This window comes from Nocardioides sp. NPDC057577 (genome assembly GCF_042801335.1).
Classification (GTDB): domain Bacteria; phylum Actinomycetota; class Actinomycetes; order Propionibacteriales; family Nocardioidaceae; genus Nocardioides.
Window position 1 is genome coordinate 1 of the sequence record NZ_JBHVGB010000115.1, and the last position, 18988, is coordinate 18988.

The window sequence follows — 18988 nt, forward strand, 5'->3', positions numbered from 1 at the left end:
GGCATGACGAGCCGACTCGGCGGGGTCATCTGGCGATCGGAGCGGCGGTGGCGTACGTGATCGTGATCAGGTCGGCGGGGGAGAGTTCGATGTCCAAGCCGCGTCGTCCGCCGGAGACGTAGACCGAGTCGTACGTCGTCGCGGACTCGTCGACCACGGTCGGGTGGGGACGCTTCTGGCCGACGGGTGAGATCCCGCCGGCGACGTAACCGGTCGCACGCTCGGCCGCGCTCACCTCGGCCATCTGCGCCTTCGAGCCACCCAGCGCGCGGGCGAGTGCCTTGAGGTCGAGCTGGCCGGTGACGGGGACGATGCCGACGACGAGCTTGCCGTCGAGGGAGGCCATCAGCGTCTTGAAGACCAGTTTCGGCTCGACGCCGAGAGCCTCGGCAGCCTCGAGGCCGTAGGACTCGGCGCGCGGGTCGTGCTCGTAGGGGTGCAGGGTGTAGTCGATGCCGGCCTCGGTGAGCGCGACGGTCGCCGGCGTGCCACCACCGGCCCGCTTCCCGGCCTGCTTCTTGGCCATCAGTTGGGGGACCACTTGGTGCGGGCGACCTCGGTCGCGGGCAGTGAGGGGATGACGTTCATCGCCTTGAGCTCGGAGCGAAGCAGGTCGGTGACCATGCCGAGGCGTACGCCGGCGTCGGGTGCCTCCAGGAGCGACTGCCGGTCGGGCATGGGCAGGGGCGTGGTGGCCGAGATGGTCCAGGAGAGGAACTCCGGGTCCTTCGGGAGCGAGCCGGAGAACGGGTCGTCGCGGAACTCCAGCAGCGCGGCCCGGTAGGCGGTGAAGGTCGCGCGTGCGGTGTCGACGATGGCGTTCGGGACCGAGACGTGGTCCTCGGGAAGGTCTTCGACATCGGCGACGGGGAAGTCGCCCGAGCTGACCAGGCTGTCCATCCGGATCCGGTCGACCGCGAGCACCTCGAGGTCGAAGGAGCCGTCGTCGTGCCGCTCCACCTCGGTGATCAGCAGCTTCACCCCGACGCGGTAGAGCGACTGGGCGCCGGTCTCACCGACCTCGTAGCCCTCGCGGATCGCGACGGAGCCGAAGTGGCGGTCCTCCTCTTCCTGGCGGAGCAGGTGGTGCACCATCGCGCGGTAGCGGTCCTCGAAGACGCGCAGCGGAAGCGTCACGCCGGGAAACAGGACCGCGTTGAGCGGGAACATGGGTAATCGCTGGCGCTCGTTCACGGGCACCAACCTATGGGGGCCGCGGGCGTGTGCGCCCACGAACCCCCGTGTTGTTTCAGCTGCCGACCCGAGCGGTCAGTCGTCATAGACCGCCCGGTCGATCTTGGTGTGGTAGCGCTGACCGCTGGCGGCGCCGAGGACTGCCCCGACGAGCATCACGACCAGGAGGGCGATGCCGGTGATCAGTGCGCCCCAGCTGAGCTGGTCGGTGCTCAGCCCCACGCTGGGCAGGTCGACCTGCCGCATGATGTCGTAGCTGGCGCCGAACAGCGTGCCGGCGACGGCAGCGATGATCATCACCACGATCGCCACGATCCACACGCCCAGACCCTGTCGGCGGGCATCGAAGCGGGACATCCGAGCGGCGACGTACCCGCCGGCGTAGTAACCGACGAACATCACCACGGCAAGCGTGATGGCCGCCGCGATACCGACCGAGCCCGACATCTCCTGCAGGTCCGTCTGGGTCCAGTTCTGGTTGGCGCCGACCGCCGAGGCGACGGCGCTGATGGTCGCTCCGAGAAGGACCGTGACTCCGACCGCTACCAGCCAGCCGAAGAAGCAGGCGCCCCAGTTCATGCCTCCGTAGGTGTCGTGGAGAGCGGCACGTCGGCCCTCTTGGGCGTGGCGGTGGTGCTCGACGGCGTCTCCTGCGCGCAGGTGGCCGGCCTCGCCCTCGGCGTTGTGCGGGCGCTCGACGCGGTCATCGTGGCCGACGACCGCCGGACCACCCGGGTGGTAGTCGCGGGTCGAGGCGTGGTTCTCGTCGACGCCGGGCTGGTTCTCGTCTGCTTGCTGGTGTTGTCGGTGGAACGGTCGTGTCAGTGCCATGACGATCCTCCTTTGGTGGGTCAGGTGTCCGAGTACCCGGATCGGGGTGCCGTATGCGTCTCCGCCGCGTGTCGCGCAGCGTCCACGTGGCGTCGGCAGATCGGCTCCGGAGGCTGCCCACTCGTAGACTTGAGGCATGATCCGCCGCATCGACCTCAGGGGCGCCGACCCCACTGTTGACTACCGCGCTGCCGTGCCGCGCGCCGAGTTCGACATCGAGGCCGCCACGCATGCGGTGCAGCCGATCATCGACGCCGTCCGCGAGCGTGGCCAGGAGGCGATCGCGGAGTTCTCCGAGAAGTTCGACGGCGTGCGTGTCGACGACATCCGGGTCCCGGCCGCGGCGCTGACCAAGGCCCTCGACGAGCTGGACCCGGCGATCCGGGCCGGGCTCGAGGAGTCGATCGCGCGGCTGCGTACGACCTGTGCCGCCGAGCTCGAGGAGGACGCGGTCACCGACCTGGCGCCTGGCGCGCGGGTGACGCACCGCAAGGTGCCGGTGGGGCGCGTGGGGCTCTACGTGCCCGGTGGTCTGGCTCCGCTGGTCTCCTCGGTGCTGATGAACGTCGTCCCGGCCCAGGTGGCCGGGGTGCCTTCGATCGCGCTGGCCTCGCCGCCGCAGAAGGAGTTCGGTGGCTTGCCGCAGCCGACCATCCTGGCCGCGTGCGCGCTGCTCGGCGTCGAGGAGGTCTATGCCGTCGGTGGTGCCCAGGCGATCGCGATGTTCGCCTATGGGGTCGACCCGTGCGAGCGCGTCGACATGGTCACCGGTCCCGGCAACATCTACGTGGTCACCGCCAAGCGCCTGCTCAAGGGCCAGGTCGGGATCGACTCGGAGGCCGGCCCGACCGAGATCGCGATCCTCGCCGACGAGACGGCCGAGGCCGCCTACGTCGCCGCCGACCTGATTTCCCAGGCCGAGCACGACCCGCTCGCGGCCTCGGTGCTGGTCACCGACTCCGAGACGCTCGCCGCCGACGTGGAGGCCGAACTCGACAAGCAGGTCGCTGCGACCAAGCACGTCGAGCGGATCCGTACGTCATTGACCGGTGCGCAGTCGGGCATCGTGCTCGTCGACGACATCGACCAGGGCGTCGAGGTCGTGAACGCGTACGCGGCCGAGCACCTCGAGATCCACACCGCCGATGCCGCACGGGTCGCCGGCCGGATCCGCAACGCCGGCGCGATCTTCGTCGGCTCCTACGCTCCGGTGTCGCTGGGTGACTACTGCGCCGGGTCCAACCACGTGCTGCCCACCGGCGGCTGCGCCTGCCACTCCTCGGGTCTCTCGGTGCGCGCCTTCACCAAGTCGATCCACGTCGTCGACTACTCCCGCGAGGGGCTGGCGGCGGTCAAGGACCACGTGGTCACCCTCGCCGAGGCCGAGGACCTGCCGGGCCACGGCGCTGCCGTGTCGGTGAGGTTCTCCTCATGAGCTGGCCCCCGATCCGGGAAGAGCTCGCCGGGATCGAGCCCTACGGCGCGCCGCAGCTGGACGTCCCGGTCCAGCTCAACGTCAACGAGAACCCCTACCAGCCCTCCGCCGAGACGATCGCCGACATCGCGGCCAGCGTCGGACAGGCGGCGCGCACGCTCAACCGCTATCCCGACCGTGAGTTCGTCGCGCTGCGGGAGGGGCTGGCTGCGTACCTCTCCTCGGATGTGGAGGCGCAGATCACGCCGGAGCAGGTGTGGGCGGCCAACGGGTCCAACGAGGTGATGCTGCAGCTGCTGCAGGCCTTCGGCGGCCCGGGGCGCACCGCGATCAGCTTCGCGCCGACGTACTCGATGTATCCGGAGTACGCCCGCGACACCAACACCGAGTGGCTGGTGGGCCACCGCGAGCAGGACTTCGCGATCGACCTCGACAAGGCGCGCGGGCTGGTCGAGGAGACCCGGCCGCACGTCGTACTCCTGCCGAGCCCCAACAACCCGACCGGCACCGCGCTGCCGCTGGAGGCGGTCGCGGTGCTGTGCGAGGCGGTCGGCGACGGCGGGATCGTCGTGGTCGACGAGGCCTACGGCGAGTTCCGGCGGACCGGGGTGCCCTCGGCGCTGGAGCTGCTCTCCGAGCACCGCAACCTGGTGGTCACCCGCACGATGTCGAAGGCGTTCGCCGGAGCCGGGCTGAGGCTCGGCTACCTGGCTGCCGACCCGGCGATCTGTGACGCGATCCGCGTCGTACGCCTGCCCTACCACCTCTCCGCGGTGACCCAGGCGGCGGCGAGCGCGGCCCTGCGGCACGCGCCGGAGCTGCTCGGCTATGTGGCCTCGCTTCGCCGGGAGCGGGACTCCCTGGTCACCTGGCTGCGCGGAGCGGGCCTCGAGGTGGCCGACTCGGACGCCAACTTCGTGCTCTTCGGCCGCTACGCCGACCGGCACGCCGTCTGGCAGGGACTGCTCGACCACGGCGTGCTGATCCGCGAGACCGGGCCCGACGGATGGCTGCGGGTCTCGGTCGGGACCCCCGAGGAGATGGCCGCCTTCAAGCAAGCGTTGACCGATGTGAATGGAGAACGAGCATGACCGCACGCACCGCGCGGATCGAGCGGGAGACCTCGGAGTCGAAGGTCGTCGTCGAGGTGGACCTCGACGGCACCGGACGGGTGGACGTCGCGACCGGCGTCGGGTTCTACGACCACATGCTGACCGCGTTCGGACGGCACTCGCTGGTCGACCTGACCGTGCACTCCGAGGGCGATGTGCACATCGACGCCCACCACACCGTCGAGGACACCGCGATCGTGCTCGGCCAGGCGCTGCGCGAGGCGCTGGGGGACAAGAAGGGGATCCGCCGCTACGGCGACGCGACCGTCCCGCTGGACGAGGCCCTGGTGCGGTGCGTCGTGGACGTCTCCGGGCGGCCCTACTCGGTCCACACCGGTGAGCCGGAGGGCCAGCAGTACGTGCTGCTCGGCGGCTCCGGGGTGCCCTACCTCGGCTCCCTGACCCAGCACGTCTTCGACTCCATCGCCCACCACGCCCACCTGACGCTGCACGTCAACGTGCTCGCCGGGCGCGAGCCGCACCACATCGTGGAGACCCAGTTCAAGGCGTTCGCGCGGGCCTTCCGCGACGCGATCGCCTACGACCCGCGCGAGACCGGGATCCCGTCGACGAAGGGCGCCCTGTGAGTGCTCCTTCGGTGGTCGTGCTCGACTACGGCTCCGGGAACGTACGCTCCGCCGTCCGCGCCGTCGAGCGCGCCGGCGCCTCGGTCTCGCTGACGGGGGATCTCGACGAGGCGATGGCTGCCGACGGGCTGCTGGTGCCCGGCGTGGGTGCGTTCGAGGCCTGCATGAAGGGCCTGCGGGCGATCCGCGGCGAGCGGATCATCGCCCGGCGGCTCGCCGGCGGTCGTCCGGTCATGGGGATCTGCGTCGGCATGCAGATCCTCTTCGAGACCGGCATCGAGCACGGTGTCACCACCGAGGGGTGCGGTGAGTGGCCCGGTGTCGTCGAGCGACTCCAGGCACCGATCGTGCCGCACATGGGCTGGAACACGCTCGACGTCCCGGCGGGTTCGTCGCTGTTCGCGGGTGTGGAGAAGGAGCGGTTCTACTTCGTGCACTCCTACGGCGTGCGCGACTGGACCCTGGTCACCAACGACCGCACGGTCGCGCCGCTGGTCACCTGGGCCGAGACTGGGCCTGATTCCGGGGCTGGCGACCGGTTTGTGGCCGCCGTCGAGAACGGCCCGCTGAGCGCCACCCAGTTCCACCCGGAGAAGTCCGGCGACGCCGGTGCCGCGGTCCTGCGCAACTGGGTGCTCTCCTTGAAGGCGGCGTAGGTGGCCCAGACCGGAGCCCGGGCGAAGGCCCGTGCCGAGCGCGAGCGGCTGGCGGCTGCAGCCGCCGAGGAGCGGGCCGCCCGGGATGCCAGGTCCGCCGAGCGCCGTGCGCGGCGTGAGCGGTTGGCCAGGTGGGTTCCGGCTCGCCGGCCCCGGCCGGTCAGTGCGCTCGCGGAGCGCCGGCGGCGCAACGTACGGATCCTGATCGTCGTCCTCCTTCTCCTCAACGCGCTCGTCTACCTGGTCACCGAGGACGTCGGCACGGTCGTCTTCGCGGCCATCGCGTCGGTGATGGTCGCGCCGGTGGTCTACACCCTCCTGTTCCGCAGGTAGCCGATCCGCCGGTGCGGACGGTCACAGCCCGATCGTCGTGAGGTAGAGATCGCCGAACCCGCTCGCGCCGAGGATGGACGCCCAAGCGGCCAGGAGCATGAACGGACCGAACGGCACCGCGGTCTTGCGGTGTGCCCCGCGGCCGAGGATCAGGGCGATGCCCGCGGCCGCCCCGAGCACGAAGGCGCCGAAGGCAGCGGTCAGGAAGGTCCCCCAGGAGAGGTAGGCGGTCATGCCGCCGATCACCCCGGCGAGCTTGACGTCTCCGAACCCGATCCCACGGGGTGCGATGAGCGCGATGCTCAGGAAGAACCCGAACAGGACCAGCGCCCCGATCCCGGCTCTGCTCAGTGCCGCGGTGTCCGCGCCGAGGACGAGGAGCGCCGCGAGGAGCGGGTACGCCGGGAGCACGATCGCGTTCGGCAGCCGCCGCACGTCGAGGTCGATGAGCGCGAGCGCCATCGCGACGGCCGCGAAGACGAGGTATGCCGCGAGGAGGGACGGCCGGTCGGCGAACTCGAGTCCGGCGAACGCGAACAGCAACCCGGTGCCGGCCTCGACCAGCGGATAGCGCGGGCTGATCGGCTCGCCGCAGTCGTAGCAGCGTCCGCGCAGGAGCAGCCAGCCGAGCACAGGGACGTTGTATCGGGCTCGGATCGGCGTGTCGCACCGCGGGCACGCCGAGCGCGGGCGCACGACCGAGGCTCCACGCGGCACCCGGTGGGTCACGACGTTGAGGAAGGAGCCGACCGCGAGCCCGTACACGGCGCAGACGGCGGCGACCAGCACCGTGGTCCCCCCGGTCATCGGGTGTGGCTCCAGCTCAGGACGCTGACCTGGCGTCTTCCCGGCACGGGGGAACCGCTCGGGTCCCAGAGCTGGACGCGCGCGGTGAGCGCGAGCCTTGCAGGACTCGCCGGGCAGCTCGGCGAGTCGGGACACACGTACACCTTGAGCTGGACCAGGGTGCCGTTGAACCCCCACCCCGGCGAGTTGTCGGGGAGTTGGATGACGGCGTCGTGGAAGGACGGGTTCCCCTGGGTGGAGAAGTCCAGGGAGCGGGAGATCACGCCGAAACGGAACACCTCGGCCTGCTGCAGGTTGCTGAGGTTCAGCTGGATCCGGGAGACCGGCGCGTAGGTGGTGCCCTGGACGTAGAAGACGCCGTGGTAGCTGCCTCCGGAGGGGCCGACGCCGATGAGGTTGCAGCCGCCGCCGAGGGTGAGGCAGTTCGCGGCCCCGAGCCCGGCGTCGGTCTGGGCCCGGAGCTGCGGGACGTAGAGCTCCAGCTCGAGGCGTACGGCATCGAGCTCGACGTTCGCGGCGGCGCCGAGGTTCTTGGCGATGGTGGCGGTGAAGTCGACCTTCGTGCCGGTGTAGCCGTTGGTGTGAACGGCCCGCTGCAGCGCGTTGAACACGGTGGGCTGCTGGGCGCGCAGGTCGACCGTCTGGGTGGTGAGCGTGCCGGGGCGGTCCAGGTTGAACGAGCCCAGGGCGCTGCCGCCGGCCGGGGTGAGGGTGATGGTCGAGGCGGTGCCCGCGTTGTTCTGCGAGGCTTTGTGGCGTACGAGGAGCCGTGCCTGTTTGACCACCGACCCCTTCGGGATCGTCGCCGGCGAGGTGAAGCCGGTCATGGTGAGGGTGCGGGAGACGGTGTTGGCCCCGCCGTTGGGCCGGAACCAGGTCGCGGAGCCGTTGCCGGTGTCGCGGAGGGCGGCGGCGCTCGCCCCGACGAAGGTGTTGTCGCTGCCGGCCGGGGTCACGCTCGGCGTGCCGCTGGTGGTCAGCGGGTCCCCGTCGTCGCCGGTCGCCTCGGTGAACGAGGTCAACGTGGAGGTCCCCGACTTGAGCCCGTAGAGGGCGATCGGGGGCCGGTCGCTGTGGTAGCTGCCACAGATCTCGACGTTGGCGTTGCCGTCGACCCGCAGGCGGCTGTCGCCGCCGAAGACGAACTGGACCCCTTGGGTGCTCACGTCGTCGATCGGGTTGCGGCAGTTGCCGTCCGTGGGGAAGCGCGGGGCGGTGAGGCTGTTGCCGACGGGGTCGCCGGCGATCAGGCCGCCGACGCTGACCTTCCACTCGCTGCCACCGCCGCCGTTGGTGTCGCTGTCGTACATCGGGTCGTTGGCGCCGTTGTGGAAGTCGAAGTAGTAGGTGCCCGGCTTGAACCAGAAGACGCTGTTGCGGCAGGAGTTCTTGTCGGTGAGGTTGTTCAGCGCCGCGGCGTCGTCGTAGTAGCCGGGCTCGAAGGTGACGACCCCGGGGCAGCTGGTCGGCGGGGTCCGCAGCGGCGGTACGCCGGTCCCGGTCACGATCGGGTCGCTGGGATATCCGGGGTCGGCCACGGTCCCCGCGCTGCAGTCGACCAGCGGCGCGTGCAGGGCCGAGACGGGTGCGCAGCCGGTGTGGGCCCGGATCGAGGTGCTGCCCACGATGTCGCCGTTGCTCACCGCGATGTTCGAGTTGGACCAGATGCCGCCGTGCACGCGCAGCGTGTTGCCTCCGCTCGCGCTCGAGGCGAGTCCGGTCTCACCGCCGGTGCCGAGGGTCAGGATGGCGTTGCCGGGCTTGTTCTGGTTGGTGATCGGCACCGGTGAGCCCTGGGCCCCGGTGGAGTCCTCGGCGACGCACTCGACCCGCGCGGAGGTCGGCGCGTCACCGCTGGCGACCGACGCGGGGTAGAAGCCGGGGAGGTCGAGGGTGCCGACCGCGTCGTCGGTGGGGTCGCCGTTGTTGTCGGTGTCCGCGCCGAAGCAGCCGGTGCCGTCGTCGGAGTTGTCGAAGGCCCAGTCGGCGGGCTCGGCGGCGGTCCCGCCCCAGTGGCCGGTACGCAGGTCGTTGATGGCGACCTGGGCGGCTCCGTCGGCGGCGTAGCTGGAACCGGCCACCTCCCGCAGCGCCACGGTGGCCCGCAGGGAGCCGTCCCCGCGAACCAGCACGGTGCCGACGACGAGCGCCACGGTGGTGACGATGATCAGTGCGAAGACGAGGATCGCTCCGTCGTCGCTTCGCAGGCGCAGGAGTGGGCGCAGGCGCGGGCCGGTCATGTCTGTCTCCGTTCGCCCAGCAGGGTCGCGGCGTAGGTGGGTAGGTCGATGCCGGTGCTGTCGTGGATCGAGAGCGCGAGGGTTACGACGACGGGTACGTCCTCGCCGGCTCCGGTGCATGAGCTGCCGGCGCCGGCGGCGTCCGCGCACGCCAGGACGGGAGCGGCGGCGAGCCGGTCGGCGACCTCGACGGTCGCGGGCCGGCTGCCGCACCGTACGCGGAAGAGCCGGCCGCCCTCGGCCGAGGTCTGGTAGGCGTAGGTGACCTTCACGGTCGCGCCGGGGTCGGTGGATGTCAGCGAGTCGTGCTCGGTCCAGGCCAGGGTCACGACCGGCGACGCCCCGGCCGCGTCCCCGCTCAGGGCGCAGGCGGGGAGGTCGACCGACTGGGCCAGCGGGAAGGTGTGGGTGGCTGTGTCGTAGGTCGAGGAGCGCACGCCGATGCTGGCGACGTCGCGCTGCCAGTAGGCCGAGACGAACTGGACGTCGTGCGACTCCGAGAGCCGCGCCTGGGTGTCGACGGTGGTGCGCAGGTAGCTGAGCACCACGCCGGTGAGGGCCGTGACGACGACTCCGACGATGGCGACGGTGACGACCATCTCGATCAGGGTGAACCCGGCCTCCTCGGCGGGGTCGGGGCGGCGGCTCATCCGCACACCGCCATCGTCGGGCCGCACGGTCTGCGCAGCAGCACGGTCAGCCGTTCGGCGGCCCGGCCGTCGGAGGCGGCGAGGGTGATCTCGATCTGCTGGACGCCGGTGTCGTTGCCCGAGCAGGCGCCGGCGACGCCCCCGTCGGGCGGCACCCGCTTGGCCACCGCCTGCTCGGCGGTGTAGCCCGACGGCACCGTGAACCCGACCGTAGCCGGGCTGTAGGCGTTCGCTCCGGCGCACGGCACGTAGCGGTCGGCGGCGGAGGCGACGTAGTCCTGGATCGACTCCGCGTAGCTGCGCGCGTAGGCGCCTCCGGTGGTCTGTTTGCGATGGATGTCGGAGGAGGTGATGCTCATCTGGAGCCCGGTCACGACCGCGACCCCGGCGATGCCGAGGATCGAGACCGCGACCAGCACCTCCACGAGCGTCTCGCCCCGGTCACTGCGCCACGGCACGTTCACGTCGCGCCCCTCACATCTCGACCTGGGTGAACACGCCGTACATGGCCGAGACCAGCGCGACGGCGACGAAACCGACCACGAGCCCCATCGTGACGATGACGAGAGGCTCGAACAGCGCGGTGAGCTTGGCGATCTTGTAGTCGAGCTCGGTCTCGAAGTACTCGCCGGTGACCTCGAGCTGGGTGTCGAGGGACCCGGTGTCCTCGCCGACCCGCAGCATCTGCGTGGCCGTCGCGGGGAACAGACCGGTACGAGCCAGCGGCCCGGCGATCCCCTGACCCTCGAGCATCTGCTCGGCCACCGCACCCAGACGCTTGACGTAGACACGGTTGCGCAGCGCGTCGGTGGTGACCGCGAGCGACTCGGTCAGGTTGACGCCGGCGCTCACCATCGAGCCGAGCACCCGGCAGAACCGCTCCACGAGTGCATAGGTGATGGCCTCGCCGAGCACCGGGATCCGGAGCAGCAGCGCGTCGCGGGCGTACCTGCCGCGCCTGGTCCGGGTGATGGCCACGTAGAGCAGGCAGACCGCGCCGAGGGCCAGGCCCAGCGCCCACCACCAGTGGCCGAGGAAGTCGGTGACGGCGAGCAGGATCCGGGTGGGCAGGGGAAGCGTGGCACCGAGGTCGACGAAGAAGTCCTCGAACTTCGGCAGTACGTAGACGGCGAGCACCACCACCGTCACCACCGACATGGCGGCCACGACGAGCGGATAGGTCAGCGCCGACTTGATCTTGCGGCGGGCCTGCAGGTCGCGCTCGATGTAGCGGGAGAGCCGCGCCAGGACGAGGTCGAGCTCACCGGTCGACTCCGCCGAGCGCACGATGCTCCGGTAGAACGGCGCGAAGACCTTGGGGAACTCGTCGAGGCAGTCCGAGAAGCGCTCGCCGGAGCGCAGTCCGTCCTCGATCCGGTTCATCATCCGCCGCAGCGAGGAGTTCTCGCTCTCGGCCCCGATGGTGTGCACCGCCTCCAGGATGGGCAGCCCGGCGCGGAGGAACGCCGCGATCTGCCGGGAGAGGTGCATGACCTCCTCACGCCTGATGCGCGGTCCGGAGATCTCGTACTGCCACAGGCTCTTCTTCTCGCTCACCCGAAGCTGGTGCAGCTGCTGGTCGTAGAGGGAGACCTCGGCATCGGACCGGCTGGGAGCCTTCTGCGTCCCCTTGACCGGGCGGCCGTCGGTCGTGATGCCGACGTAGGCGTACTTGGGCATGGTCAGACTCCTGCGACGTAGATCGAGCGCATCACTTCGGCAGCGGTGGTCCTGCCCTCGCGGACGAGCCGGACCGCCTGCTCCTGCAGGGTGCGCATGCCCTGGCTGCGGGCGAGCTTGCGCATCTCGTCGTGCGGCGCCCGGTCGATGAGGAGCTCCCGCACCTCGTCGGTGACGGCGAGGAGCTCGTAGACGCCGATGCGGTCGAGGTAGCCGGTGTGGGCGCAGAGGTGGCAGCCGGTGCCGCGCAGGAACCGGTCGGAGGCGACGTCGTCCTCCGGGTCGCCGAAGCTGCGCAGGAAGGCGAGCTCGTCGGGAGAGGGCTGGTACGCCTCCAAGCAGCTGGTGCAGCTTCGCCGGACCAGGCGCTGGGCGACGACCGCGGTGACCGAGGAGGCGATCAGGAACGTCTCCACGCCCATGTCGACGAGCCGGTAGAGCGCCGAGACCGCCTCGGTCGCGTGCAGCGAGGAGAGCACGAGGTGGCCGGTCAGGGCCGACTGGACCGCGATGCGGGCGGTGTCGACGTCCCGGATCTCGCCGACGAGGATGATGTCGGGGTCCTGGCGCAGGATGGACTTCAGGCCGCCGGCGAAGGTGATCCCGGCCTGCTCGTTGATCTGGATCTGGTTGATCGAGTCGAAGGTGTACTCGACGGGGTCCTCGATCGTCATGATGTTGCGCTCGGTCGTATTCACCTCGCCGAGCGAGGCGTACAGGGTGGTGGTCTTGCCGCCACCGGTCGGGCCTGCGCAGATCACCATCCCGAAGGGGGCGTGGATGAGCTGCCGGTAGCGCTCGGCGACCTCGGCGGGCATGCCGAGCTGCTGCATCTGGAACAGGGAGCGGGACTTGTCCAGGAGCCGCAGGACGATCTTCTCGCCGCCGACGACGGCGGTGGTGGCGACCCGGATGTCGACCTCGCGGCCCTCGACGACCATCGAGATCTGACCGTCCTGGGGCCGGCGCCGTTCGACGATGTTCATCCCGCCGAGGATCTTGATCCGGCTCACCACCGCGGGGCCGATCGACCCGGGCAGGTCCAGGACGTCGGTGAGGGCGCCGTCGATGCGGTAGCGGACCCGGACCCTCTCCCCGTACGGCTCGATGTGGATGTCGGAGGCGCGGTCGCGCAGCCCCTGGGTGATCACCATCTGCACGACCCGCACGACCGGTGCGTCCTCGTTGGCCCGGGCGCCGTCGAGACCGGCCGCCTCGCGGCGCAGGGCGTCGCGGGTCTCGAACGCCTGGATCTGGCCGTCGACCTCCCGGGTCGCCTTGTAGGCGCTCGCCAGGGCCAGGTCGAGGGCACGGTGGGTGGCGACGAGTCCGATCACGGAGCGGCCGACGGCGGCGCTCAGCCGGGCCAGGTGCTCGGGGGAGGGGTCCACCACGGCCAGGAAGGCCCGGTGCTCGTCGGCCGTGAACGGCACCGCCCGCAGCGTACGAGCCTGGTCGGCGCCGAGCAGTGCGACCGCGTCGGGCTGCGGTGACGTACGCCGGAAGTCGATCGTCTCGGCGCCGTAGTGGTCGGCGAGCGTGCGGGCCAGGTCCTCGTCGCTGATCGCCCCGGCCGCGATCAGCCGCTCGGCGAGGGTGTCCCCGCCACCGGTGCCGCGGGCGGCGTCGACCTGGTGGGGAGCCAGGCGTCGGGAGGAGATCAGCAGCGCGGCGAGCCGGTCGTCGGCGCCGACCTCGGCTGCCGGTGAGGACTGCGCGGCGGGGTCGTCGCGGCGCTGGGTGCGGAGCCTCATCGGGTCACGCTCCTCAGCGAGGTCGCGTACCGCGGCCGGGTCTCGACGTCCTGCGGGTAGAGGCTGCGCGCGAGCGCCTCCTCCTCGGCCACGGTGCCCTCCTGGACCAGGCGGGAGAGCGACTGCTCGAGGGTGAGCATCCCGTCGCGGGACCCGGTGACCAGGCTGTTGCGCAGCTGGTGGGTCTTGCCCTCCTTGATCAGGTTGCGCACCGCGGGGGTGGCGACGAGCATCTCGTACGCGGCGGTCATCCCGCCTCCGATCTTCGGGATCAGCCGCTGGTAGACCACGCAGCTGAGCGCGGCGGCCAGCTGGACCCGGATCTGGGCCTGCTGCTCGGCGGGGAAGACGTCGATCATCCGGCCGATGGACTGGGCGGTGTCGTTGGTGTGCAGGGTCGCGAAGACGAGGTGGCCGGTCTCGGCGACGGTTAGCGCGAACCGGATCGACTCCAGGTCGCGCATCTCGCCGACCAGGAGTACGTCGGGGTCCTCGCGGAGCACGCTGCGCAGCGCGTCGGGGAAGGTGGCGGTGTCGGTGCCGACCTCGCGTTGGTTGACAGCGGCGACCTTGTGGTCGTGGACGTACTCGATCGGGTCCTCGACGGTGATGATGTGGCAGCCGCGGCTGGTGTTGATCAGGTCGATGAGCGAAGCGAGCGTGGTCGACTTGCCCGACCCGGTCGGGCCGGTCATCAGGATGAGCCCCTGGTGGCGCAGGGCCAGGGCACGCAGCGCGGGCGGCAGGCCGAGGGCGTCGGGGGAGGGGATGGTGCGCGGGATCATCCGCAGGGCGACGGTGCTGAGCCCGCGCTGGGTGAACGCGTTGCCGCGGATCCGGGCGTGCTCGCGCCAGGAGAAGGAGAAGTCGTACTCGTGGCTGCTCTGCCACGCCGTCGCCTGTGCAGGGGTCAGGACCTCGGCCAGCAGCGCGTCGGTGTCCTCGGCGGTGAGTACGTCCGTGCCCGGTGCCGGGGTGAGGGTCCCGTCGACCCGCAGCATCGGCGGGAGGCCGACCGAGAGGAGCAGGTCGGTGCCGCCGGCGTGCCAGACGGCCGCGAGCAGCTGGTCGACCCGGCTGCCGGGTTGGAGGGTGGTCTGCATGGGATGCCCCTGGTGTCTTGGAGGAGGGAGTTGTGCCGGGGGAGGGCCGCTGGGTCGCGGCCCTCCCGGGCGGGTGGGGTCACTAGCAGGTGGTGGCGCCGGCGGGCATTGCGCCGGTGGCGTCGACCGTCGTGGCGTTGGTGATGGTCGAGGGGCCGGTGGGTTCATTCCGCAGGAAGTTGCCGACGAGGTCGCCGACAGTCGTCGGGTAGGCGTCGTTGTCGGCCCGGTAGGCCTCGATCGCGGTCTCGACGGTGCGAACCTCGGTCTTGCAGGCGGCCTCGGTGCCGCGGTTGTTGATTCCGCTGACCGAGAAGACCACGACGCCGGCGAGGACGCCGAGGATGAGGATGACGATCACGAGCTCGATGAGGGTGAATCCGCTGTCGTCGCGACGGGCCTGACGGACGCGGGTGAGTGTGTTCTGCAGCATGACTGGGTTTCCTTTGGGTGGAGGCGGTTTGGTCGGCAGGCCCGAGTGCCGATAGGAATTTCAACCGCGCGCATCAACCCGTAAACCGGAACAAATAGGCCGTATACCCAATCAAGGTGATGCACCGATTGGCTACCATCTGTATCCACTTTCAACGCCATACATACCCATGGGGGCATGCGATGACGGGCGCATCCCGAATGCCTCCTCCTACCGTGTTTCGCCAGGTGAGAGTGCCTTTCTGGGATCGAGTGGCGGCTCCGTCCTGCTGCTCTGGCTAGGGTGGGCGGATGGCAGTGAAGACGACCTGGACCGACGAGGATCCGAGGGCCTTCGTCGAGGGCGTTACCGCCCCCGGGAGACGGCGAGACGCGCTGCGGCTGCTCGAGCTGATGCAGCGGGCGACCGGTGTCGAACCCCGGATGTTCGGCTCCGCGATCGTCGGGTTCGGGGCGTACCACTATCGCTACGCCAGCGGCCACGAGGGCGACGCTCCGGCCGCGGGCTTCTCGCCGCGCAAGGCGGCCTCGGTCGTCTACCTCAACGACGGCATCGGGTCCCACGAGGAGCTTCTCGCTCGCCTCGGCCCGCACACCACCGGCGTCGGCTGCCTCTATCTCAAGGACCTCACTGCCGTCGACCTCGAGGTGCTCGAGGAGATCGTCCGACACTCGTACGCCACGCTGACCGGCGACACCTACGGCAAGCGCGCCGCCGAGGGAGGAGACCGGTGATCGACGACTTCGCCAAGGCCCACCTGCACGACAAGCTCCGCGGTGTCCGGGAGGCACTGGTGTGGAAGCTCGAGGGGCTCTCGGACGATGACGTCCGCCGTCCGATGACCCCGACCGGCACCAACCTGCTCGGGCTGGTCAAGCACAACGCCCTCTCGGATGCCCGCTACTTCGGCGAGGTCTTCGGCCGTACGCCGCCGGTCGACCTCCCGCCGTGGGACGCCGCCGGTTGGTGGGACGCCACCCACCGGGCGAGCGAGCACGAGAGCCGGAGCGATGTTCTCGACCTCGCCGACCGCGTCTGGTCCCACGTCGACGCCACCATCGAGGCGCTCCCGATCGACGCCCCCGGCTATGTGCCGTGGTGGGACGAGGAGGTCATGCTCTTCAATGTCATGGCCGCCCGCCTCTGCGACGCCACCCGTCACGCCGGCCACGCCGACATCCTCCGCGAGAGCATCGACGGCTCGGTCGGCGTCAACCCCGAGCGTGCTCGAGGACCGAAGACGTCCCCCGACTCCTCGCTGTAGGCGTACTGTCGTGACATGACCGACTACGAGGTCTCCAGGTCCGCGGTGCTGCCGGGCGACATCGGGCGCGTCCACGCGCTGCTCAGCGACTTCCACGAGTGGCCGTCCTGGTCGCCGTGGGAGGAGCTCGACCCAGACATGACACGCACCTACTCGGGTGCCGAATCGGGTGTCGGCGCGCGTTATGCCTGGTCGGGCAACAAGCGCGCGGGCGCAGGCGCGATGGAGATCACCGAGTCGACGCCCGAGCACATCGGGGTCGCGCTGGAGTTCCTCAAACCGTTCAAGAGCCAGAGCACGATCAGCTTCGACCTGACCACCGTCGCCGACGGTACGCAGCTGCGCTGGACCCACAACGGCTCGGTCGGCGGCGTCATGGCGCTGATGACCAGGTTCTACTCGATGGAGAAGGCGATCGGGCCCGATATGGAGAAGGGGCTGGCCAAGCTGGCGACCGTGGCCGCGGGCCCGAATCCGATTGCGTAGCGAACCCGGCGCGACCTAGGTTGCCGGACATGACACCTCGGCGGTTCGGGATCTGCATCGATGCCAACGACCCGGAGCGGGTCGCGGCGTTCTGGGCGGCGGTGCTCGACCGGGAGATCGAGACCGTCGGCGAAGAGATGCGGCTGCGGCCACGGACGGACGACGACCTCCGGATCCGGTTCCTGCCCACGGACGCGCCGAAGACGCTGGAGAACCCGCACCATCTCCACCTGACCAGCACGCTGCCGGGCGACCAGCAGCGGACCGTCGACCGGCTGATCGGCCTCGGCGCCACCCACCTCGACGTCGGTCAGCTGCCGGAGGAGGACCACATCGTCCTCGGCGACCCGGAGGGCAATGAGCTGTGCGTGATCCCGGCCGGCAACAGCTGGCTTGCGGGGACCGGGTTCCTCGGCGAGGTCGCTGCGGACGGGTCGCGGGAGACCGGCGTGTTCTGGAGTGCGGCGCTCGGCTGGCCGCTGGTCTGGGACCAGGACGGCGAGACCGCGGTCGCGACCCCGTCGGGCAGCGCCAAGGTCGCCTGGGGTGGTCCGCCGCCGGTGCCGCGCGGGCCCCGGGACCGGTTCCGCTTCGACCTGATCGCACCCGAGGACACCGGACCCGCCGACGAGATCCGACGCCTCCGCGAGCTCGGTGCGACGGTGGTCGAGGAGACGTACGGTGGCGGGCGTTGGGCGCGGATGCTGGACCCGGACGCGTACGAGTTCGAGGTGCTGGCGCCTCGCTGAGGGTGTTCCTCCAGCAAGGTATGCAGCCGAAGTGCCGCTTCCCGTGCGGAGTTCCGCGAGGGATGTGTTCCTTCGCCTGCATACCGTGACGAAGGAACCGTCTCGCAGCACGACGGCGGGGCAGGGGCGGCGGCGTACAGAACATAGGATCGTCCCCATGGGTGACTACCTCGAGCTCCTGCCGGCCGTCGACGTGAAGGGCGGACAGGCGGTGCAGCTGGTCCAGGGCGTGGACGGGTCGGAGAAGCGGTTCGGAGATCCGTTCGAGGCCGCGCTGCGGTGGCAGGAGACCGGCGCCGAGTGGATCCATCTGGTCGACCTCGACGCGGCGTTCGGCCACGGCAACAACCGAGAGATCCTCGCCGGGATCGTCGGCAAGCTCGACATCAAGGTCGAGATGAGCGGTGGAATCCGCGACGACGAGTCCCTCGCGGCTGCGATGGCGACCGGCTGCCGCCGCGTCAACATCGGCACCGCCGCGCTGGAGAACCCGGAGTGGACTCGCGCCGCGATCGCTGAATACGGCGACCGGGTCGCGGTGGGCCTGGACGTACGCGGCACCACACTCGCCGCCCGCGGCTGGACGCGCGACGGAGGAGACCTCTTCGAGACCCTCACCCGGCTCGACTCCGAGGGCTGCGCGCGCTACGTCGTCACCGACGTCAACAAGGACGGCATGCTCCAAGGCCCCAACCTCGACCTTCTGCGTACGGTCTGCGAGGCGACCGACCGACCGGTCGTGGCGAGCGGGGGAGTGACCACGATCGACGACATCGAGGCGCTGATGGGCCTGGTGGAGATCGGCGTGGAGGGTGCGATCGCCGGCACCGCGCTCTACACCGGCTCCCTGGACCTCGCCGAGGCGCTCGACCTCACCCTCGGCCGGCCGCGTGGAGACCTTTCATGAGCCTCGCCGTGCGCGTCATTCCTTGCCTCGACGTCGACGCCGGTCGCGTCGTCAAGGGGATCAACTTCAAGGAGCTGCGCGACGCCGGTGACCCGGTGGAGCTGGCCGCGACGTACGACAAGGAAGGTGCCGACGAGCTCACCTTCCTCGACATCTCCGCCTCCCACGAGGGGCGGGCGACGACGCTGGAGATCGTGACCCGTACCGCCGAGCAGGTCTTCATCCCGCTCACGGTCGGAGGCGGCATCCGCAGCGTCGACGACGTGGACCGGATGCTGCGTGCCGGCGCGGACAAGATCGCGGTCAACACCGCGGCCATCGTCCGTCCCGAGCTGATCGCCGAGATCGCCGACCGGTTCGGGAACCAGGTGCTGGTTCTCTCCGTCGATGCCCGCCGGGCGCCCGGGACGGACTCCGGTTTCGAGGTCACCACGCATGGCGGTCGTCAGTCCGCCGGTATCGACGCGATCGAATGGGCCGCGAAGGCCGTCGAGCTCGGCGCCGGCGAGATCCTGCTCAACGCCATGGACGCCGACGGCACCGAGGACGGCTTCGACATCGACCTGATCAAGGCCGTACGCAGCGAGGTGACCGTCCCGGTCATCGCCTCCGGCGGCGCCGGCAAGGCCGAGCACTTCCCGCCCGCGGTCGAGGCCGGCGCAGACGCTGTCCTGGCGGCCACCATCTTCCACTTCGGCAAGGTGCGGATCGGCGAGGTCAAGCAGGCACTCTCCGGCGCGGGTGCGGCTGTTCGCTGAGGGCGGCGG

Annotated in this window: 22 protein-coding genes; 11 read left to right on the forward strand and 11 right to left on the reverse strand. The window is 70.4% G+C overall.

Annotation, left to right across the window (positions count from 1 at the left end):
• Positions 1-25 precede the first annotated feature (25 nt).
• The 3 genes from ybaK to ACFU7D_RS20070 form a co-directional block, all read right to left on the reverse strand.
• Positions 26-526, reverse strand: coding sequence for a Cys-tRNA(Pro) deacylase (gene ybaK, locus ACFU7D_RS20060; RefSeq protein ID WP_378870369.1), 501 nt, complete (start codon positions 524-526; stop codon positions 26-28).
• On the reverse strand, positions 526-1170 hold the full coding sequence (locus ACFU7D_RS20065; RefSeq protein ID WP_378728479.1) for an LON peptidase substrate-binding domain-containing protein: 645 nt from the start codon (positions 1168-1170) through the stop codon (positions 526-528). The genes ybaK and ACFU7D_RS20065 overlap by 1 nt, the downstream gene beginning before the upstream one ends.
• Before the next feature lie 99 nt (positions 1171-1269).
• Positions 1270-2025, reverse strand: coding sequence for a hypothetical protein (locus ACFU7D_RS20070; protein ID WP_378870372.1), 756 nt, complete (start codon positions 2023-2025; stop codon positions 1270-1272).
• A gap of 136 nt (positions 2026-2161) precedes the next feature.
• Here ACFU7D_RS20070 and hisD point away from each other — a divergent pair, with 136 nt between their 5' ends.
• Genes hisD through ACFU7D_RS20095 form a run of 5 tightly spaced genes read left to right on the forward strand, consistent with a single transcriptional unit; the run spans position 2162 to position 6148 of the window.
• On the forward strand, positions 2162-3460 hold the full coding sequence (gene hisD / locus ACFU7D_RS20075; RefSeq protein WP_378870374.1) for a histidinol dehydrogenase: 1299 nt from the start codon (positions 2162-2164) through the stop codon (positions 3458-3460).
• Positions 3457-4551, forward strand: coding sequence for a histidinol-phosphate transaminase (locus tag ACFU7D_RS20080; RefSeq protein WP_378870377.1), 1095 nt, complete (start codon positions 3457-3459; stop codon positions 4549-4551). Before hisD ends, ACFU7D_RS20080 begins: the two co-directional genes overlap by 4 nt.
• Entirely contained in the window at positions 4548-5159 is a 612-nt protein-coding gene (gene hisB / locus ACFU7D_RS20085; RefSeq protein WP_378870380.1) for an imidazoleglycerol-phosphate dehydratase HisB, read from the forward strand. Before ACFU7D_RS20080 ends, hisB begins: the two co-directional genes overlap by 4 nt.
• Entirely contained in the window at positions 5156-5815 is a 660-nt protein-coding gene (hisH, locus tag ACFU7D_RS20090; protein ID WP_378870383.1) for an imidazole glycerol phosphate synthase subunit HisH, read from the forward strand. The genes hisB and hisH overlap by 4 nt, the downstream gene beginning before the upstream one ends.
• Complete coding sequence (locus tag ACFU7D_RS20095) at positions 5816-6148, forward strand: hypothetical protein (RefSeq protein WP_378870385.1); 333 nt, start codon at positions 5816-5818, stop codon at positions 6146-6148. It begins immediately after the preceding gene.
• A gap of 21 nt (positions 6149-6169) precedes the next feature.
• Here the strand turns inward: ACFU7D_RS20095 and ACFU7D_RS20100 are convergent, their stop codons facing one another.
• The 8 genes from ACFU7D_RS20100 to ACFU7D_RS20135 all read right to left on the reverse strand — a co-directional run bounded on the left by ACFU7D_RS20100 (position 6170) and on the right by ACFU7D_RS20135 (position 14815).
• Positions 6170-6955, reverse strand: coding sequence for a prepilin peptidase (locus ACFU7D_RS20100; RefSeq protein ID WP_378870388.1), 786 nt, complete (start codon positions 6953-6955; stop codon positions 6170-6172).
• A complete protein-coding gene (locus tag ACFU7D_RS20105; protein ID WP_378870391.1) occupies positions 6952-9195 on the reverse strand; it encodes a hypothetical protein in 2244 nt (747 codons plus the stop codon). Before ACFU7D_RS20105 ends, ACFU7D_RS20100 begins: the two co-directional genes overlap by 4 nt.
• Entirely contained in the window at positions 9192-9845 is a 654-nt protein-coding gene (locus ACFU7D_RS20110) for a prepilin-type N-terminal cleavage/methylation domain-containing protein (RefSeq protein ID WP_378870393.1), read from the reverse strand. The genes ACFU7D_RS20105 and ACFU7D_RS20110 overlap by 4 nt, the downstream gene beginning before the upstream one ends.
• The gene (locus ACFU7D_RS20115) at positions 9842-10309 is read right to left on the reverse strand and encodes a type II secretion system protein J (protein ID WP_378870396.1); all 468 of its coding nucleotides are present in this window, start codon (positions 10307-10309) and stop codon (positions 9842-9844) included. Before ACFU7D_RS20115 ends, ACFU7D_RS20110 begins: the two co-directional genes overlap by 4 nt.
• A 10-nt stretch (positions 10310-10319) precedes the next feature.
• A complete protein-coding gene (locus ACFU7D_RS20120) occupies positions 10320-11525 on the reverse strand; it encodes a type II secretion system F family protein (protein WP_378870398.1) in 1206 nt (401 codons plus the stop codon).
• Positions 11526-11527: 2 nt separating this feature from the next.
• Positions 11528-13279, reverse strand: a complete 1752-nt coding sequence (locus tag ACFU7D_RS20125; RefSeq protein ID WP_378870401.1) for a GspE/PulE family protein — start codon at positions 13277-13279, stop codon at positions 11528-11530.
• Positions 13276-14382, reverse strand: coding sequence for a type IV pilus twitching motility protein PilT (locus ACFU7D_RS20130; protein ID WP_378870403.1), 1107 nt, complete (start codon positions 14380-14382; stop codon positions 13276-13278). The genes ACFU7D_RS20125 and ACFU7D_RS20130 overlap by 4 nt, the downstream gene beginning before the upstream one ends.
• Positions 14383-14464: 82 nt before the next feature.
• The gene (locus tag ACFU7D_RS20135; RefSeq protein WP_378870406.1) at positions 14465-14815 is read right to left on the reverse strand and encodes a type II secretion system protein; all 351 of its coding nucleotides are present in this window, start codon (positions 14813-14815) and stop codon (positions 14465-14467) included.
• Between the two features lie 290 nt (positions 14816-15105).
• On the opposite strand from ACFU7D_RS20135, the gene ACFU7D_RS20140 reads away from it, so the two are divergent.
• The 6 genes from ACFU7D_RS20140 to hisF all read left to right on the forward strand — a co-directional run bounded on the left by ACFU7D_RS20140 (position 15106) and on the right by hisF (position 18979).
• On the forward strand, positions 15106-15549 hold the full coding sequence (locus ACFU7D_RS20140; RefSeq protein ID WP_378870408.1) for a DUF1801 domain-containing protein: 444 nt from the start codon (positions 15106-15108) through the stop codon (positions 15547-15549).
• Positions 15546-16079 (forward strand): DinB family protein, encoded by a 534-nt coding sequence (locus ACFU7D_RS20145; RefSeq protein WP_378870410.1) that lies wholly within the window; start codon positions 15546-15548, stop codon positions 16077-16079. Before ACFU7D_RS20140 ends, ACFU7D_RS20145 begins: the two co-directional genes overlap by 4 nt.
• Positions 16080-16094: 15 nt before the next feature.
• Positions 16095-16565: an SRPBCC family protein gene (locus ACFU7D_RS20150; protein WP_378870412.1), complete on the forward strand. Its 471-nt coding sequence runs from the start codon at positions 16095-16097 to the stop codon at positions 16563-16565.
• A gap of 29 nt (positions 16566-16594) precedes the next feature.
• Positions 16595-17314 carry a VOC family protein gene (locus tag ACFU7D_RS20155; protein ID WP_378870415.1) on the forward strand — a complete coding sequence of 240 codons (720 nt, stop codon included), beginning with the start codon at positions 16595-16597 and terminating at the stop codon, positions 17312-17314.
• 157 nt (positions 17315-17471) lie between these two features.
• Positions 17472-18221, forward strand: coding sequence for a bifunctional 1-(5-phosphoribosyl)-5-((5-phosphoribosylamino)methylideneamino)imidazole-4-carboxamide isomerase/phosphoribosylanthranilate isomerase PriA (priA, locus tag ACFU7D_RS20160; RefSeq protein WP_378870418.1), 750 nt, complete (start codon positions 17472-17474; stop codon positions 18219-18221).
• Positions 18218-18979, forward strand: a complete 762-nt coding sequence (gene hisF / locus ACFU7D_RS20165) for an imidazole glycerol phosphate synthase subunit HisF (protein WP_378870420.1) — start codon at positions 18218-18220, stop codon at positions 18977-18979. Before priA ends, hisF begins: the two co-directional genes overlap by 4 nt.
• Positions 18980-18988: the final 9 nt, after the last annotated feature.

Coding starts and splice junctions, on each gene's coding strand:
- ybaK (WP_378870369.1), bottom strand. CDS start 526: ATGGCCAAGAAGCAGGCCGGGAAGCGGGCCGGTGGTGGCACGCCGGCG.
- ACFU7D_RS20065 (WP_378728479.1), bottom strand. CDS start 1,170: ATGTTCCCGCTCAACGCGGTCCTGTTTCCCGGCGTGACGCTTCCGCTG.
- ACFU7D_RS20070 (WP_378870372.1), bottom strand. CDS start 2,025: ATGGCACTGACACGACCGTTCCACCGACAACACCAGCAAGCAGACGAG.
- hisD (WP_378870374.1), top strand. CDS start 2,162: ATGATCCGCCGCATCGACCTCAGGGGCGCCGACCCCACTGTTGACTAC.
- ACFU7D_RS20080 (WP_378870377.1), top strand. CDS start 3,457: ATGAGCTGGCCCCCGATCCGGGAAGAGCTCGCCGGGATCGAGCCCTAC.
- hisB (WP_378870380.1), top strand. CDS start 4,548: ATGACCGCACGCACCGCGCGGATCGAGCGGGAGACCTCGGAGTCGAAG.
- ACFU7D_RS20100 (WP_378870388.1), bottom strand. CDS start 6,955: ATGACCGGGGGGACCACGGTGCTGGTCGCCGCCGTCTGCGCCGTGTAC.
- ACFU7D_RS20105 (WP_378870391.1), bottom strand. CDS start 9,195: ATGACCGGCCCGCGCCTGCGCCCACTCCTGCGCCTGCGAAGCGACGAC.
- ACFU7D_RS20110 (WP_378870393.1), bottom strand. CDS start 9,845: ATGAGCCGCCGCCCCGACCCCGCCGAGGAGGCCGGGTTCACCCTGATC.
- ACFU7D_RS20120 (WP_378870398.1), bottom strand. CDS start 11,525: ATGCCCAAGTACGCCTACGTCGGCATCACGACCGACGGCCGCCCGGTC.
- ACFU7D_RS20125 (WP_378870401.1), bottom strand. CDS start 13,279: ATGAGGCTCCGCACCCAGCGCCGCGACGACCCCGCCGCGCAGTCCTCA.
- ACFU7D_RS20130 (WP_378870403.1), bottom strand. CDS start 14,382: ATGCAGACCACCCTCCAACCCGGCAGCCGGGTCGACCAGCTGCTCGCG.
- ACFU7D_RS20135 (WP_378870406.1), bottom strand. CDS start 14,815: ATGCTGCAGAACACACTCACCCGCGTCCGTCAGGCCCGTCGCGACGAC.
- ACFU7D_RS20140 (WP_378870408.1), top strand. CDS start 15,106: ATGGCAGTGAAGACGACCTGGACCGACGAGGATCCGAGGGCCTTCGTC.
- ACFU7D_RS20150 (WP_378870412.1), top strand. CDS start 16,095: ATGACCGACTACGAGGTCTCCAGGTCCGCGGTGCTGCCGGGCGACATC.
- ACFU7D_RS20155 (WP_378870415.1), top strand. CDS start 16,595: ATGACACCTCGGCGGTTCGGGATCTGCATCGATGCCAACGACCCGGAG.
- priA (WP_378870418.1), top strand. CDS start 17,472: ATGGGTGACTACCTCGAGCTCCTGCCGGCCGTCGACGTGAAGGGCGGA.
- hisF (WP_378870420.1), top strand. CDS start 18,218: ATGAGCCTCGCCGTGCGCGTCATTCCTTGCCTCGACGTCGACGCCGGT.